This window comes from Streptosporangium sp. 'caverna', from assembly GCF_003203775.1.
In the GTDB taxonomy this organism is placed as follows: Bacteria; Actinomycetota; Actinomycetes; order Streptosporangiales; family Streptosporangiaceae; genus Streptosporangium; species Streptosporangium subroseum.
This window is the reverse complement of sequence record NZ_CP029711.1, coordinates 5,211,806-5,227,876: the sequence shown is the minus strand read 5'-3', so window position 1 is coordinate 5,227,876 and position 16,071 is coordinate 5,211,806. Positions and strand designations below refer to the sequence as shown.

Here is a 16,071-nt window from a genome sequence, read left to right as displayed (position 1 = left end):
GGGGGGTGGTGGGGGCCGCGCCGCCGCGGCCCCCACCCGTCGGCTATTCGAACAGGGACAGGGTCAGCGTCGAAGCGTACGAACCCGCGGCGACGTCCGCGGGGGTGCGCAGGAACAGGTCGGCGTTGACGGTGTACGCGCCGCCGGCGACCGCGCCGGACTCGAAGGTCGAGGCCAGGAGCTCCTTGTCGACCAGACCGACGTTGTTGCCGGGCTGGGTCGGCTCGTCGAGGACGGTCACGACCTCCTCGCCCTCGGAGACCAGGCCGGTCTCGCCGCCGTCGATCAGGTGCGGCTTCCAGCCGAGGTGGCCGGCGCTGATGGGCGCCTGGCCGGAGTCGCCGGCGAAGTTGCTCGCGTTGCCGAGGACGGCCCATGCGGCGCCGCTGGGCACCTCCTCCATCGTGCGGGTGTCGGTGACCGTCACCGTCGGCAGGGTGCCGAGGAACTGGCGGTTCTCCAGGGTCGAGCCGTCCTCGCTCAGTGCGACGGAGTCGGCGGCGACCGACATGGCGAGCACGCCCGGCTCCTCGATCTTCTTGATCTCGACCGTCACCTCCACGTCGGTGCCGTCGCCGGGGTCGGCCACGGCGGGTGCCTGGAATGCCACGGACGCGGTCAGGGCGACAGCCGCCGCCAGCAGCCATTTGCGATGAATTGTCATGTAATTCTCCATGGTGCGTGGTTTTTGGTGATCCAGATTGGGATGTCAGGTGCAGGTGAGGGCGGGGTACTCCGCGGTGTGGACCGAGGCCGTCTCCTCGTCGGCGGCGCGGACGGTGACCGTCCCCGCCGCGATCGAGGCCGTACGGGTGGCGAACGACTGGTAGGCGCTCGTGCCCGGCGCGACATCCGGGACCGACCGCCTGCCGTACGCGCTCTCCAGGGTGATGCTCGCCGCCGCGTCATGGTCGTTGCGCGCCTGTACGGCCAGGTATGCCTTGCCCGCCAGGCACCGCGGTGTGACCGTGATCGTGACGGGGATCTCGGCGGGCTCCTCGGGAGGCGGTTCCTGGGCGAAGACCCGCCATTCCGTGATCGCCACCGCGGAGTAGGTGGTGCCGTTGCCGTTGGCCCGGACCGTGGCCCGCACCCGGGACGTGGTGATCGGGTTGAAGGTGACGTTGTTGAACGCGGTCGTGCTCGTGCCGTACGCGGACGCGCCGGGCACGTCACGCCAGGCCGAGGCGGCCTCGTCCCAGTACTGGAGCACCCAGCCGTCGGGCTGGGCGACGCCGTCGCCGGTGCCCTGGTTCGAATCCCGCCAGAACTTCAGCTCGGTGCCGATGATCCGTACGGGACGTGACCAGTCGTACTGGACCCACTGGGTCTGTGGGCGGGTGCCGGACCAGGTGCCCCAGATCTGCGCCTGGCTCGGGTTGGCCGGGTCGGCGTTGTCGTTGAGGGCGGTGACGCTGTTCCAGCCCGCCGTGGAGGAGGCGGTCGGGGTCGCGATGGGGGCGATGTTGCCGTTGAGCGGCGCGGACAGGTCCGCCGGGATGACGACCGTCTTGGCGGTCTCCAGGTTTCCCGCCCTGTCGATCGCCCGGTAGGACACGGTGTGCCGGTTGGCGTCGGGCGCCGTGATGACGCCGTCGGCGGTGGGGGTCCACGGGCCGGTGCCGACGGCGTACTCGATGCCGGCGACGCCGGAGGTGGCGTCGGTCGCGACGACCTTGACCGACCGGCTGGCGGTGTTCAGGGTGCCGGCGCTGACCGGCGCCGTGGCGTCGATGCGTACCGCGAGGTTCCCGGGCGCCGAGCCGTTGCCCGCCCGGTCGGTCGCCTTCGCGGTGACGGCGTGCTCGCCGTCCCCGGAGACGTCGGCGTCGGCCTGCCGGGTGTCGGTGGTGACGACCGGCTGTCCGTCGTCCACCTTCGTCTCGATGGTCATCCGGCCGCCGCGGTCGTCGACGCCGTTGACGCGCACCCGTACCGCCGAGCGGTACCAGCCGGCGTTGCCCGCGCTGCCGCTGGGGGTGAGGGTCAGCGTCGGCGCGGTCTCGTCACCTTCGGTGTCGTCCGGCGACAGGACCGTGACCTGCGCGGAGATGCGGCCGGCGGTGTAGCCGAGCACGGTTCCCCGGATGGTGACCGTGCCGGGCTGGGCGACCTGCTCGGGGGTCAGCGGGTCCCAGAAGACCGGGATCCGCAGCGTCTCGCCGCCGAAGGCGACGCCGACGGTGCCGGGCAGCTCCGTTTCGCCCACCTCGACGGTGATGGCCGGCGGATCGACGGTCTCCGGCTGCGTGGCCAGGATCTTCCACTCCTCGACCGCGACCGCCGAGTAGGTGCCGCCGTTGGTGGAGGCGTCGAAGGTCGCCCGTACCTGCGTGGTGGTGACCGGGTCGAAGTCGGTGTTCTGGAGGCCCTGCGTGGCGGTCGGGTAGCCGCTCGGGCCGGGCACGTCGGCCCACCGGCCGGTGGTGAGGTTCCAGTACTGGATCTTCCAGCGGGCCGGGGCCGCGACGCCCACGCCGCTGCCCTGCGGGTTGTCGTTCCAGAAGTCGATCTGCGAACCGGAGATCCGCATCGGCTGGTCCCACGTGTACTGCACCCACTGCTGCGGCGGGTTGTTGCCGGTCCAGGTGCCCCACATGTCCGGCGGCAGCGGGTTGGACCGGACGAGTTCGTCGTTGAGCGCCTTCACCCAGTACTGGGTGGGCACGGGCTCGTTGGAGACGGTGGCCTTCGCCTCCTGCGCGATGTTCGGGCGGGGCGTGAGGTCACGTCCCTTGACCGGTGTGGGCGTGACGGGCTTCATCCGCGGCGGGGTCTGCGTGTCGTCCCACTCCACCCGGTCGATCGCGACCGAACGGCGGAAGTGCCCGCCGCCGACCGCGTCGGCCGTGTGGTAGGCGATGTACCACTTGCCGTTGAACTCCAGGATGCCCGGGTGGCTGGTGGTCGAGGAGACCGGCCGGAGCACGGTGCCCCGGTAGGTCCACGGCCCCGCGGGCGAGGAGGCCGTCGCGTACGCGATGCAGGCGTGGTAGTTCGCCGGGGTGCACTGCGAGGTCGGACCGGCGTTGTTGCCGGCGTACGCCATGTAGTAGGTGCCGTTGCGCTCGAAGGCCCAGGGCGCCTCGAAGAAGCCGGTCAGGCCGGTGACGGTGCGCTGGGTGCCGACAGGCGTCTTCATGTCCTGTTGGAGTTCGAGCGTCCGCAGGTTGCCGAAGGAGCCCCACCAGATGTGGACCCGCTGGTTGGGGGTCTCGCCGTCGATCAGGATCGTCGGGTCGATGTTGTGGATCGTGTTGGCCGAGGGCACCCGCTGGGAGATCAGCGGTCCGCCGATGTGGTCGGTCCACGGGCCGGTCGGCGACGTCGAGACGGCCACACCGATGGCGAACTTGTCGGGCGCGGGGCTGTCGCGCTCGTTGATCGGGACGTACCAGTAGTAGCGGCCGTCCACGCCCCGGACCATCTGGCCCGCGTACGCGCGCCCCGGCGTCGCCCAGGAGAAGACCGTCTCCGGGCGCATCAGCGACGGGTGGTGGGTCCACTCGCCGGCCTCGACGTCGGTGGTCTTGAACGCGCCCCACTCGTTCATGACGAAGTCGTTGGTGGACGGACCGGCCTGGTCGTGGCCGGTGTAGATGTAGAGCTCGTCCTTGCCGCTGGTGTTGCCCGGGGCCCCGGCCGGGACGACGACCGGCGCGGGGTCCGCCGAGTAGTAGCCGCCGTCGCCGAGGATCGGGTTACGGGTGTTGGTGAAGGTGACGGGGTCGGCGGCGTGGGCCGGAACGGGAACCCCGATCAGGCCCACGGCCGCGAGCAGGGCGGCCGCCGCCGCGGCGGCCCTGCGGAACCGGTGTTTCGGCCGGGAGCGGGGGGGTGATGAGGCGGCGCTGCGCCTCACGACGATCTTCAAGGTCCTGCTTCCTCACTGTCTGAGGGAGTCTCAGCGGGGGGTGGTGGCGGCGCCGCCGAAGACGCCGCCACCGGGGAGTGCTAGCCGCAGTTGAGCGCGCCGTACGGCACCTGAGCCGGTACGGTGACCGGCACGCCGTCGACGGTTCCGGTGACCTTCACGGTCGCCGTTCCGGCCGGGATCGACCTGGCGCGGGAGTTGAACGCCTGGTAGGCGGACTTCCCGGGCGCCACATTGGCCACGGTCCGCGACCCGTACGGCGTGATCAGCTCGATCGTGAGCGGCACGTCGTCGTCGTTGCGGACGTTGAGGGTGACGTAGGCGTTTGTGCCGGTACACCGGCTGAGCGCCTGCGCGTCCGTCTTCCAGACCGGGCCGCCTTCACCCACCGTGAGCGTCAGCGTGGTCCGGATGGTGCCGGCCTCGCTGACGTACGGCGGCAGGACCAGGTCGCCGATGACGGTGTAGGTGCCGTCGGTGTCGACGATGTCGGGGTCGAACCGCCAGTTCACGCCGATGGCCTGGTTGTCCCTGGATCCGTCGTTGTAGGAGACCTCCACCTTCGTGGGCAGGTAGGGCAGCTCGCCGACCTCGACGTGCTGCTCGAAGGACTCGGCGCCCTGGATCGAGATGCCGTCGTCCGACATCTCGGGACGCACGTAGACGCGGGCCTCGGCGATCAGGCCGTAGGCGTCGTTGGTGCCGTAGATCACGAACGGGTCGACGTTGGCCTCCGCGACCATGTCCGGGGTGATCGGCTGCCAGGTGAACGCCACGGCGCCGCGGGCGCCGCTGGTGTAGACCGCGTCCAGTGTCGCCGGCGGGGTGGGCACCAGGCCCACGCCGGTCCGGATGAGCACCGGCGAGCGCACCGAGTCGACGGTCTCGCCGTTGGCGCGCCAGCGCAGCACACCGGTGCCGGCGCCGCCGGACATGAGGCCCCAGATCCGGATACGGATCCGGCTCGTGGTCACCGGTTCGAAGTTGAAGCGGTTGTAGGCGTTGACGGCCAGCCCGTTCTCGTACGAGGAACCCCCGGCGAGCTTCACCGGCGTCCAGGTGGTGCCGTCCGTCGAGGTCTCGACGGCGTAGGTCGTGGCCGTCGGGCGGCGGGTGCCGCCGTTGTCGTCGTACCAGTAGATGTCGGTCGAGGAGAGCCGCACCGGTGAGGTCCACTGGTACTGGATCCACGCCTCGTTGGCGGGGCTGGTGCCGTTGCGCGGCTGACCCCAGTTGCCCCAGCCGGTTCCGGCGCCGGGGTTGGAGTTGCTCGGCGTGGTGGCCTCGTTGACCCGCGAGTGGTTCTCCCAGGACGCGGTGCCACTGGTGGTGATCGACGCCGTGGAGCCGAACTCCGCGACGACGTCCTTCTTGGCGAGGGTCACCGGCACGGTCGCCGCCGACCGCTTCTCGCCGTCGTCGGCGGAGAACCGGAAGACGTAGTCACCGGCGACGGTGCCGGTCACCCGGGTGGACAGAGCCTTGGAGTCGGTGAAGATGACGCCCGCGCCCTGCGGCGCCGAGACGGTCTCCCAGCCGAAGGTGAGCTCGTCGTCGTACGGCACGCCGTCGTCGGAGGCCGTGCCGACCAGCCGGGTGGACAGGTTGCCGTCCGCCGAGCCGTCGCGCGTGGCGGTGACGGCCGGCGCCTGGTTGGTGACGTCCGGCACGTCGCGGCCCGAGTCGAACACCTGGATCTCGGAGATCGCGGTGTAGTAGGTCGGGCTGTTGGTGAAGACGATGCGCACCTTGCCCGCGGACACGCTGTCGAACAGCGCCTCGTTGAACTTCGCCGTCGGGACGGCCGGGTTCTTGAACTGGCCCGGCACCTCCTTCCAGCCGCCGTCGCCGTCGGGCACCTGGACCCACCAGCGGGCGGGTTCGTGGTAACCACCGGCCTGGCGGTCGCTGACGAAGAGCACCTTGATGTTGTCGAAGGACTTGGCCGAGCCCAGGTTCAGCTCGACATAGCCGTTCTTGTCGGTCGTGCCGTGGTTGCCCCAGTAGGGCTCGTTGGCGGTGACACCGTCGGTCACGGCCGCCAGCGACACGGGCTGCTCGGTCTCCTTGACGGCACCGGGCGTGTAGTTCATCGAGGTGGTGCTGTAGCCGGGCGTGTGGAACTGCCGCCACGGCGTCGGCCGGGTGCCCTGCTGGGTGTACGACGAGGCGAGGGTGGCGCCCTTCGCCAGGTTCACCGAGTCCTCGGTCAGGTCGATGCCGGCCGTCTTGAGGTACGAGACGACGCGGTCGTCGTCGATGGGGGTGTTCACCGCGGCCGGGAAGTCGTCCCCGTCGGTGGCCTGGAAGGTGACGGTGAGGCCGTCCTCGGCCTGGACCTGGTTGGTCTTCGGGTCGTAGGTGATCTTTCCGAGCTGGTCGGTGCTGACCTTGCGCTCGCCGTTCAGGAACAGGCTGTAGCCCGCGCCCAGGCCGTACTCGGTGCCGTCCGGGTCCCAGACGATGGTGAGGTCCTCGCCGTGGTAGCGCAGGTTGTTGACCATGAAGTGCTCGTAGCCGAACTTGATCGGCCAGAGCTCGATCTTGTCGTCGGACCGCGGCTGGATGCCGGCCATGTCCTCGACATAGATGTAGTTCATGTTCCCGAGCATCACGTGGTTCGGGTTGTTGCGGTTGTAGGTCTTGGTGGCCGGGTTCCAGTTGGAGTAGTACTCCGACTGGTTCGGGGCCCGCATGTCGCCGTTCGGGTAGATGCTCCAGGCCATCCAGTCAAGCAGCCGCTTGGCGTAGGCCGGGGTGATGTACTTCCCCTCCGGGTCGTAGTGCCGCAGCGCCGCCCGCACGGCGCGATACTGCACGGTGAAGTTGATGTTGGAGAAGTTGTTGGAGCCGCCGATCCCGTAGGCCGTCCGGTCGTACTGGTTGGCGGTGTAGAAGGGGAAGATCGGGAAGTTGTCGCCGTAGGTCAGGAATCGGTAGCCGTCGACGTACTTCTGCGCCTGGTCGTACGGGATGAGGTTCTCGGAGTAGACGTCGTAGAGGTTCGACTCCTTGGCCGGGATCGACCCGCGGGCTTCTGCGGGCAGCGGGTTGGCGTGGCCGCCTGAGCTGGCCCCGCTGGTGGCGCCGTGCGACGTGGCGGCCAGGAACATCCGCATGTCCGGGCTCCACAGCTTGTTCAGGATCGCGTCACGGATGCCGTCGGCGCTGGCCGCCATCTGGTCGACCTTGGCCGGGTCCTCGCCGGCGATCTGGTAGAGCTGCCGGGCGGCGTCGAAGGCTCCCCACACGTACGCCGACTCCGGACGCTCGATCGTCCGCGCGCCGGGGGCGCCGGCGCCGGTCTTCGGGAACCCGAAGGAGATGGCGTCCGCGTCGTTGCCGGGCATGTAGTTGGTGTCGTACGCGATGAGCTTGTCGTTGTTGCCGTCGTAGTGCTCGAGCTGGCCCTTGCCGTCGCCCTCGAAGAAGTGGGCGAACTTCTCGGCGATCTCCTTGCCGCCACCGTGCACGTTGTAGGCCTCAAGGCCGGCCGTGCCGATGTACTGCGAGTAGTGGTTGTTCCAGCTCGTGTGACCCGGGCTGTCCAGGAAGGCCGAGGAGCCGGACAGCTCGCCGATGTTGAGGATCTGGCCGTACGGCAGGTACGGCGTGCGCAGCCACTTGGTGTCCTGCAGGTGCATCGGCTGGGTCAGCGCCACGGCGTTCTGGTAGAGGTTCACCCCCTCGATCGTCGTGGGGTACTGGTAGACGTAGCCGGTCGCGTTGGCGTCGAGGGAGTTGTAACGCTCCCCCCACCAGCGGTAGACGATGGCCTTCTCCAGCGCGGGGTCGGGGACGTTGATGTAGGGCACGTCCTGCGCCCAGCGGCGGTTGAACGCCGTGATGCCGGTCCGCACCGCCTCGGCGGGGGTCAGCTCGGCGTAGTCGTGGTAGGCCTCCACCGTCTGCGGCAGCGAGGCCGAGGAGACCGCGCCGACCACGGAGAGCGAGACCGTGCCACCGGCGGGAACGGTGATCTCGCGGTCCAGGTTGGCGCCGCTGCGGGTGAAGCCGGCTCCGGTGAGGCCGATCTTGACCGTGTCCCACTGGGTGTCGACGAGCCCGTTGTTGGAACCGCTGGTGATGACCCGGGTGCCGGTCAGCTCGGCCGCGGTGGCTCCCGCCTGGGTGGCCAGCGGCGAGGCCGCCCGGACCGTGAAGGTCGCCGCCGACCCGCCGGGGTTGGTGAAGTCGATGGCGGTGACCGCGGCGTTGTCGTAGGTGATGAACTTCGTCAGATCGGCGGTGACGCCGGTGGTGCCGATCGTGTACTGGCTCTTGGCATGGCTGGGCGCGTTGAACCGGTTCGTGTTCACCTCGGTCACGGTCTGCCCGGGCACGGTGACCGTGTACAGGTTGCCGAGGTTGTTGGGACCTCCGACGAAGGTGCTGCCGGCGAAGCCCATGACGGTGAAGTTGTTGTTGCTCGCGCCGCGCATGTACAGCGAGCGGCCCCGGGTCATCAGCACGGCTGACCCGATCGCTCCGCGGACACCGAGCACGCGGTCGAGGTAGTAGTCCGTGCCGCCGGCGGCCAGGTCTTTTTCGAAGATCGACTGTTGCATGCTCGACGCGGTGAACGGCACGCCGGGCTTGAGCTGGTTGGCGACGTCGCCGACGTTGCCGTAGACCGGGTCCCCGATGTCCATGACGTGGCTCTGACCGTTGGTGTAGACACCCACGTCGCCTTCGTTGCCGGGGAGAACCGGGCCGGCGGCGTGCGCGGTGGGCGGCAGGCTGACCAGGCCCGCCACGGTGAGCGCGGCCAGAGCGACCCAGGTGGGCGCTCGGCCTATGCGTCTGACATTCATTAGACTTCCTCCTGCTACCGGGATTGGTCGGTTTCTTGCCGGCGTCGCGGCCTGGTTGGGGCACGGACGCCGTCGTGAGGGGTGAATCTCGGCCGGTGGCATCGTGGACGCTCGTGACACTGGAGGTGGCACGCTCCACAGGGCCATGCGTCGCCGGACGGCGTGGACGCGTCGTCCGGCGACGTGAACGGGATCAGGGACAGTCGTGCACTACCGCGCACTAACCGCACCGCGTTCCCCCGGAGAACGCGGGATCGGTCATGACGGGCAGCCAGGCCCGCGTGGTGGCGCGATCGCGGTTGTCCCGGCGGTGGTACGGCACCAGCCGCAGGGTGGTCGCTTCCGCGACCCGGAAGTTCTTCTCCGCCTCGTATGGCCGGCCGCACGGTTTCCCCGGGGCCGGCGCCGTCTCGGCGTCGTCGAGTTCGACGACGCCGCCCACCGGTGCGCTCCGGTGGTGCTTGTCGCTCCTGGTGTGAGCCTCGACCGATCGCTCACTCCGTGCCCGGGTGGCCGCGCGAGTCCACAGGGTGACCGTGACGGCTCCGGCGGCGGGCCGCTGCTGTCGTCGCTCGCAAACCGAACCTCCGCACGCCGCCGTTGACGGCACCGACGTGACCAATGCAGCACTGACCCGCACACGTGGCTTCATGGCCTGCTCCGATACCTCCAACCCAACGACCGAAATTAACTAAAAGGTTTTCGTAACGTAGAAGAAACCTACGGAGCTGTCAACGGATTGGGTGGGTTTAGTGGCGTCTGACCAGCAAGCGTCAGGAGAAAATGTTTTCGCTGGTGACGACCAGACGGGCGGCCATAACCGACGCGGCCGCCTGGGCGGGCGCCTCCGTCGTCACCGTCCCCGGGGCGCTCAACGGCCGCGTCGATGTCCGGAAGGCGACCGGTCAACCGGTTCCGGACGCCGCCACCCGGCCCGGTTTCCCGCCGAACGCACTGGCTCAGGGCCTGCCGCCCGGGCAGGCCGCACCGCCGGCCCACCCACCGGCGACAGGGTCGGCAGGTTCGGCATTCCCGTGCCACGCGGCGCGAAAACGCTTTCGGGACGGGCAAGATGGGGTCCCCGTGGTCTACACGTACGGCCCCTCCGAGGATCCCGGGGCGTGGGCGGCTCGCCGTTCGCCACCGGACGGTCCCGCATCGCGCACACCGCCGGCCCCACCGGTAGGCCCGGGACCACGACGCCGATCACGATGATGCCCTTGCCAGGGACCCGCCGCGTCGGGTGAAGATAGCGCGAGGGACTGCGGAGTACCGGTTCACGTTCCGAACGCATGCTCTGCCGCAGTGGATCCACGACCAAGGGAAGGGCCCATGACCGACATCGTCAAGCGGTACAACATCCCTGAACAGCTCTTCTGGCTGCGCGGTCCGCAATCGGGCCCGCCGGTCGAGTACGACGCTCGGGCCGGAATGTGGAACGTCTACGGCTATCCCGAACTGCAGGAGGTCCTCGGCGACCCAGCGACGTTCTCCTCCGACACCATGCGCGTGGTCCCCGAGAGCATGAAGCCGTCCCGCGAGGACTTCTCGCTGGACGGCTTCATCACCCAGATCGATCCGCCGGAGCACGGCAAGCTGCGCAAGCTGGTCAGCAGCGCCTTCACTCGCAAGGTGGTCGCGGATCTCGAGCCGAGGATCGCCGCCCTCACCCACGAGCTGCTCGATGCGGCGCGGGAGCGCGGCCGGTTGGAACTCGTGACCGATCTGGCCTACCCGCTTCCCGTCATCGTCATCGCCGAACTGCTGGGGGTGCCCGGCAGCGATCGCGCCCTGTTCAAACAGTGGGCAGACGCGTTGTTCCAGCGGGACGCCGAGGTCTCACTCGCCGAGCCCGCCGAAGCCCGGAAGGCGGACCTCCAGGCCACGCTGGGACCGTGGCGGGAGATGACCGACTATCTCGCCGCCCACGCCGCGGAACGCAGGCGGCAGCCGCGCGCCGACCTGCTCACCAGGCTGGTCGAGGCCGAGGTGGACGGCGAACGCCTGCCCGACGACCAGGTGGTCAACTTTGCGATCGTCCTCCTGCTCGCCGGGCACATCACCACGACGATGCTGCTCGGCAACACCGCGCTCTGCCTGGACGCCTACCCCGAGCAGCAGGACAGGGCACGGGCCGACCGCTCCTCGATCCCGGCCGTCATCGAGGAGTCCCTCCGGCTGTTCACCCCGTTCGCCCTCCTCGGCCGCGCCACCACCCGGGAAGCCGAACTCGGCGGCGTGACGATACCGGCCGATCAGATGGTCATGGTCTGGCTCGGAGCGGCCAACAGAGATCCCCGGCAGTTCCCCGACCCCGTCGCCTTCGATCCCGGTCGCGCCCCCAACCCGCATCTCGCCTTCGGCCACGGCATCCACTTCTGCCTCGGCGCACCCCTGGCCCGGCTGGAGGGACGCGTCGCGCTGAACATCCTGCTCGACCGGTTCGACCCCCTGCGCACCGACCCGGAGGACCCCGTGGAGTTCATGTCCGCACCGACCATGACGGGATTACGCCGCCTTCCGCTGATCTGACTCCTCGCGACCACCGTCGGTTGTCGGGGGTGGATTCGACACCGTCACCCGCGCGACCTGGTGGGCGTGACCGTCACCCGACTCGGCCTCAGGGGTCGCGGGCGCCGAGGTACGCGTCCAGGTCGGCGGCGCCCTTGAGCATGGCGCGGCCCCGGGCGGACAGGCGGGCCTGCCAGTCGCGCAGGGTCGACTCCAGCGGGGCGACGCCTCCGGCGGAGCGGACCTGCGCGATCAGCGGGGCGATCCGCTCCAGCGGGTAGCCGCCCCGCCTGAGCTGGTGGGCCAGCCGGACGTCCCGTACGTCGGCCGCGCTGTAGATCCGGTAGCCCGTCTGCGGATCGCGGCGTGGCCGGACCAGCCCGGCGTTCTCCCATTTGCGCAGGGTGGCGGGGCGGATGCCTAGCCTCCTTGCCAGGGGGCCGATGAACGTGCCGCCGCGCTCCTGCGGCACGGGCGCCAGATCGCGGAGCGCGGCCTCGACGGCCTGGAGGACGCGGCGGTCGTCGAGGAGCTGGCCGTGGCTCTCGTCGATGAGCCGGAGCGCGTCCTCGACGGCACCCCGGTTGACCGCCTGCATGATCGACGTGGCCGTCTGGTGACCGTGCCCGGGCACGAGGGCGAGGAACGCGCGCAGGGCCTGCGCGTGCAGCGGCGCATAGGTGCGATAGCCGTGGACGGTGCGTTCGGCGGCGGGCAGGATGCCGTCGTCCTCGTAGTTTCTGATCGCCTGGGTGGACAGGCCGTGCTCGCGCGCCAGGTCCACCGGCCTCATGGATGCACCACCGATTGAAGGTTCGTCGCGACAGGAGTGGGAATTTCGCGGAAAAGTTTACACCGAGGGTTCAAAGATACCGTTGAAGGCATGGATATCAAGAACACGGCCCGGCCGCTTGACGGCGCGGGCGTCTCGGCGTTCCTCCGGTCGCTTCCCGCCAAGCCCCTGCTGCTCGGTCTGGGCGAGGCCAGGCACTTCGTGGAGGAGCTGGGCGAGTTGCGTAACGAGATCTTCCGGCATCTGGTCGAGCACGAGGGCTACCGGTCCTTCGCCATCGAGAGCGACTGCCTCAGGGGCCTCGTGGTGGACGACTACATCACGACGGGTGCGGGCACGCTCGACGACGTCATGGAGCGCGGCTTCAGCCACGACTTCGGCGAGCCCCCGGCCATCCGCGAGCTCGTGCGCTGGATGCGCGCGTACAACGAGGAGCATGACGAAAAGCTCCGGTTCTTCGGCTTCGACGGCCCGCTGGAGTATTGGGCCGAGAGCCCGCGCCAGGCGCTCACCGCCCTCCACGCCCTCCTCGACGGCCCGCTTCCCTGCACCGTGGAGACCCTCGACGCGCTGCTCGGCCCGGACGACCGGTGGACGAACGAGGCCACGGTCATGGACCCGTCCCAGTCGATCGGCCAGTCCGCCGACGCCCAGCGTTTGCGGCTGCTTACCGACGACCTGGTGGCGCTGCTCGACACTCAGGCGCCGCGGCTGAGCGCGAAAGACAGGGAGCGGGCGGAGCTGTACGGGCGCACCGCCGTCGGCCTGCTCCGTTACCACTCCTGGATGGCCGACACGTCCCCGGCGCGGATAGCGCGGCTGTCGGCCCTGCGAGACGCGATGATGGCCGCCAACCTGCGCGCCGTCGCCGAGCAAGGCCCCGCCCTGGTCTTCACCCACAACCTCCACCTGCAGCGGAACAAGAGCCTCATGTCACTCGGCGACCACCTGCTGGAGTGGTGGAGCGCGGGGGCGATCGTCGGAGCGCACCTGGGCGACCGGTATGCCTTCCTGGCCTCCGCCTTCGGCACGGTCGGCGACGACATCCCGTCCCCGGACACCGTCGAGGGCCTCCTGTCCACGCTCCCGTGGGACCACTCTCTCATCGACGCCCGCCGCCTGGCCGAGGCCGTCACGGAGCCCGCCCCGCGCGTCTCCCACGATTTCGCCTATTTCCCGCTGGACCCGGCCCAACTCGCCACGATCGACGGCATCGTCTTCCTCAAGGAGGCTGTCAGGCTGAAAACGCTGGGTTGACGGGCGCGTGCGTGTCAATCTGCGTTGACACGCACGCACACCGATCACACCGTCCATGCCCGCCCCCGACGTGAGGCGGGGCAAGCTGAAGGCTCTCCGGTTCCTGACGAAAACCCCGGCCCGGCCGCCCGAGTGTGGCGACGGTGTAGAGATACGGGGTGGGTAGCGTGCAGACGGTCGCATGCGCGGGGCGCCGCCCCTACCGTCGCAAGGTATGCAGACCGTGGATGTACTGGTCGTGGGCGCGGGCCTGGCGGGACTGCACACGGCCCGCCTGCTCGCGCTACGGGAACTGAACGTGCTGGTGGTCGACCGCCGCAGGTCGCTGTCGACGGGCATCCGCACGACGGGGATCTTCGTGCGGCGCACCCTCGACGACTTCGACCTGCCGGATCACCTGCTCGGGCCCGGCGTCAGGGACGTGCTGCTGTATCCGCCGTCGCGGCGGGCGCCGATCCGGCTCACCAGCGACCGGGACGAGTATCGCGTGGCCGACATGGCGGCCGTCTATGAGCACGCGCGTCGTGCGGCGACCTCGGCCGGGGCGCGTGTCCTCCTGGGCGTACGGTACGTCGGGGCGTCGAGGGGTTCTGTTCGGTTCGCGGATGCGGAACCGGTGACGGCCCGGTTCATCGTCGGCGCGGACGGCGCCCGCTCACAGGTGGCCCGTGATCTCGGCCTTGACGTCAACCGGCGCTTCCTGCTCGGTGCCGAGATCGTCCACCCGGTCGCGCCGGGCACGGCCACCCCGGCGTTCCACTGCGTGCTGGATCCCCGGGTCGCTCCGGGGTACCTGGGGTGGGTCATCGACGACGGCCGGCATGCGCACGTCGGCGTCGCGGGATATCCGGGCGCGATGCGCACCGGCATCCGCCACCTGCTGGACGCCTTCGCCGCGGACGCGCCCGGTCGTACGGCGCCGGCCGGGCCCATCGAGCGTCGAGGGGGTCCGATCCCGGTCGGCGGTGTGCTGCGACGGCTGGCGTGCCCCGCCGGGCTGCTCGTCGGGGACGCGGCGGGCGCGGTGTCGCCGCTGACGGCCGGTGGACTGGATCCCTGCCTGCGCATGTCCGGCCTGGCCGCGGCGGTCGCCGCGGAGTACCTGCGTACCGGCGACCGGCGCATACTGAGCCGGTACGACGGGAACGCGTTGCGGGCCCGGTTCCGAGGCCGCCTGTTGCTGCGCCGCGTGTTCGCCGGCATCCGATCTCCCGCCGCGGCGGAGGCGGCGGTGGCCGCGCTACGTGGTCGTGCCGGTCGTGCTCTGGCGGCGCGCGTCCTGTTCGGTGACGGCTCGTTTCCCGACGTCGACTCACGGCTCGCGGACCCGGCGACCGGCCACCCGGGCCGGTGACACCGACCGGCTCGCCTGCGACCCGGGGGTCTTCTCTTGAACACGTCCCCAGCCGCTGAATAGCTCGGCGGATGCGCCGTCCCGGGAGAGCCTTAACGATCATGTCGGGAATCGCCCGGCACCACCACCCCCGGCCGGCTGGTGCCGGGTACCGGGTTCAGATGCGCCGGGCGATCGTGATGATCTCGCGGCTGGTCTCGGTGACGGGACCCCGGTGCCAGTCGCCGTACTGATCCTCGACGGTGAACCCGGCCTCGGTCAGGAACCTGGCCAGTGCCGGGACGTCGAGGAAGCGCAGGCTTGCCCGATCGACGCGGAGGACCGTGTCGTCGCGCTCGGCGGTGGTCTCGGTGAACGTGACGACATCGCCGACGACGGACTCGACGTCATGCCACATGCGTAGCTTGCGTCCGGTGGCGTCCTCGAGGTCGAAGGCGTTCGACCGGTTCCAGCCTTCCCAGGCGCGAGCCTGCGGGTGGCGGGTGCCGAAGACGAATCGGCCACCGTCGCGGAGCGAGGTGCGGATCGCGGTCAGGGAGGCCCGCAGTTCGTCGTCGGCGACCAGGTGCTGGAAGGCGTTGCTGGTCATCGTGGCCAGGTCGAACTCTCCGTCCCAGGTGGCGTCGGCGGCGACGCCGGAAACCCATTCGACGTCGGTGCGGTGTTCGGCCCGATCCAGCATGCCCTGGTCGGGGTCGAGCCCGACGAGACGTCCGGTGTGACCAAGGTCGCGGGCATGGTGCAGCATGCTCCCGGTGCCGCAGCCGAGATCCAGTACGGCGCCGGCCGCCATCACGAGCTCGGTGCAGAAGACGACCTCGGGGGAACGGGCGGGGTCCCACGGGTTCATCACGTCGTAGAGGGCAGCGGCCTCGGCATCAGAGAACATTCCGGCAGTATCCACAGACGGGCGACGACAGCCAACCGAATTACGCCGGTGCGCTGCTGAGCGGGGATCCGCTGAACGGGGGAGCGTCCGGCCGCGCCGGCGAAGTCCCGGCTACAGATCGTCGCCGCGGAGGAAGGACTCGATACCGAGTTCTATGTCGCTTTTGGTCAGGACCGTCTCGGTCGCTCCCTTGGCGAGTTCGTCAGCCAGAGCGAGGATCGCGGTGGTCTCACGTTGTAACTCGGCGACCAGGGCGGCGTAGCACTCGACCTGACCGCGCTGGGTAGGGGTGATGCCCTCGGCGGCCCACTGCCGCCCCTGCTCGGCGAACATCTCGGCGTCCTCGGCCGTCTGGCCGAACACCCGCTTCACCCGGGCCACCGTGGCGTCATCGAGAACACCGGGCGTTGCACGGGCTTTCTCCAGATTGGCCCGCTTCTCGCGCACCATGGTCACGCTCTGCTCGACGTGCTCGGTCAGCGTGTCCAGCATGCCGAGCGAGTCCCGCGTGGCTTCCTGCCGCTCCGCCATCGCTATGCGCCTTTCGCGGTGATCTGCCGCCGACCTGGTCAGCGTAGC

10 protein-coding genes are annotated in these 16,071 nt (G+C 69.8%); 3 read left to right on the top strand and 7 right to left on the bottom strand.

The window, feature by feature from the left end; all coding sequences use genetic code 11:
- Window positions 1–43 precede the first annotated feature (43 nt).
- From DKM19_RS23135 to DKM19_RS49685, 4 genes are all read right to left on the bottom strand, one after another.
- The gene (locus DKM19_RS23135; protein WP_110698284.1) at window positions 44–664 is read right to left on the bottom strand and encodes a hypothetical protein; all 621 of its coding nucleotides are present in this window, start codon (window positions 662–664) and stop codon (window positions 44–46) included.
- Between the two features lie 45 nt (window positions 665–709).
- Window positions 710–3,874, bottom strand: coding sequence for a family 43 glycosylhydrolase (locus DKM19_RS23130; RefSeq protein WP_204358963.1), 3,165 nt, complete (start codon window positions 3,872–3,874; stop codon window positions 710–712).
- Window positions 3,875–3,954: 80 nt separating this feature from the next.
- The gene (locus DKM19_RS23125) at window positions 3,955–8,688 is read right to left on the bottom strand and encodes a discoidin domain-containing protein (protein ID WP_204358962.1); all 4,734 of its coding nucleotides are present in this window, start codon (window positions 8,686–8,688) and stop codon (window positions 3,955–3,957) included.
- Window positions 8,689–8,908: 220 nt separating this feature from the next.
- Window positions 8,909–9,340 carry a hypothetical protein gene (locus tag DKM19_RS49685; RefSeq protein ID WP_162641691.1) on the bottom strand — a complete coding sequence of 144 codons (432 nt, stop codon included), beginning with the start codon at window positions 9,338–9,340 and terminating at the stop codon, window positions 8,909–8,911.
- A gap of 680 nt (window positions 9,341–10,020) precedes the next feature.
- On the opposite strand from DKM19_RS49685, the gene DKM19_RS23115 reads away from it, so the two are divergent.
- Window positions 10,021–11,220, top strand: coding sequence for a cytochrome P450 (locus DKM19_RS23115; RefSeq protein ID WP_110698280.1), 1,200 nt, complete (start codon window positions 10,021–10,023; stop codon window positions 11,218–11,220).
- Between the two features lie 88 nt (window positions 11,221–11,308).
- Here the strand turns inward: DKM19_RS23115 and DKM19_RS23110 are convergent, their stop codons facing one another.
- A complete protein-coding gene (locus tag DKM19_RS23110) occupies window positions 11,309–11,992 on the bottom strand; it encodes a TioE family transcriptional regulator (protein ID WP_110698278.1) in 684 nt (227 codons plus the stop codon).
- A gap of 90 nt (window positions 11,993–12,082) precedes the next feature.
- On the opposite strand from DKM19_RS23110, the gene DKM19_RS23105 reads away from it, so the two are divergent.
- Both DKM19_RS23105 and DKM19_RS23100 read left to right on the top strand, forming a co-directional pair.
- Complete coding sequence (locus tag DKM19_RS23105) at window positions 12,083–13,249, top strand: erythromycin esterase family protein (RefSeq protein WP_110698276.1); 1,167 nt, start codon at window positions 12,083–12,085, stop codon at window positions 13,247–13,249.
- 214 nt (window positions 13,250–13,463) lie between these two features.
- The gene (locus tag DKM19_RS23100; protein WP_110698274.1) at window positions 13,464–14,603 is read left to right on the top strand and encodes an NAD(P)/FAD-dependent oxidoreductase; all 1,140 of its coding nucleotides are present in this window, start codon (window positions 13,464–13,466) and stop codon (window positions 14,601–14,603) included.
- Between the two features lie 157 nt (window positions 14,604–14,760).
- Here the strand turns inward: DKM19_RS23100 and DKM19_RS23095 are convergent, their stop codons facing one another.
- Together DKM19_RS23095 and DKM19_RS23090 are read right to left on the bottom strand one after the other, a co-directional pair.
- Window positions 14,761–15,492 carry a trans-aconitate 2-methyltransferase gene (locus tag DKM19_RS23095; RefSeq protein WP_110698272.1) on the bottom strand — a complete coding sequence of 244 codons (732 nt, stop codon included), beginning with the start codon at window positions 15,490–15,492 and terminating at the stop codon, window positions 14,761–14,763.
- Window positions 15,493–15,603: 111 nt separating this feature from the next.
- The gene (locus DKM19_RS23090) at window positions 15,604–16,023 is read right to left on the bottom strand and encodes a hypothetical protein (protein WP_110698270.1); all 420 of its coding nucleotides are present in this window, start codon (window positions 16,021–16,023) and stop codon (window positions 15,604–15,606) included.
- Window positions 16,024–16,071 lie beyond the last annotated feature (48 nt).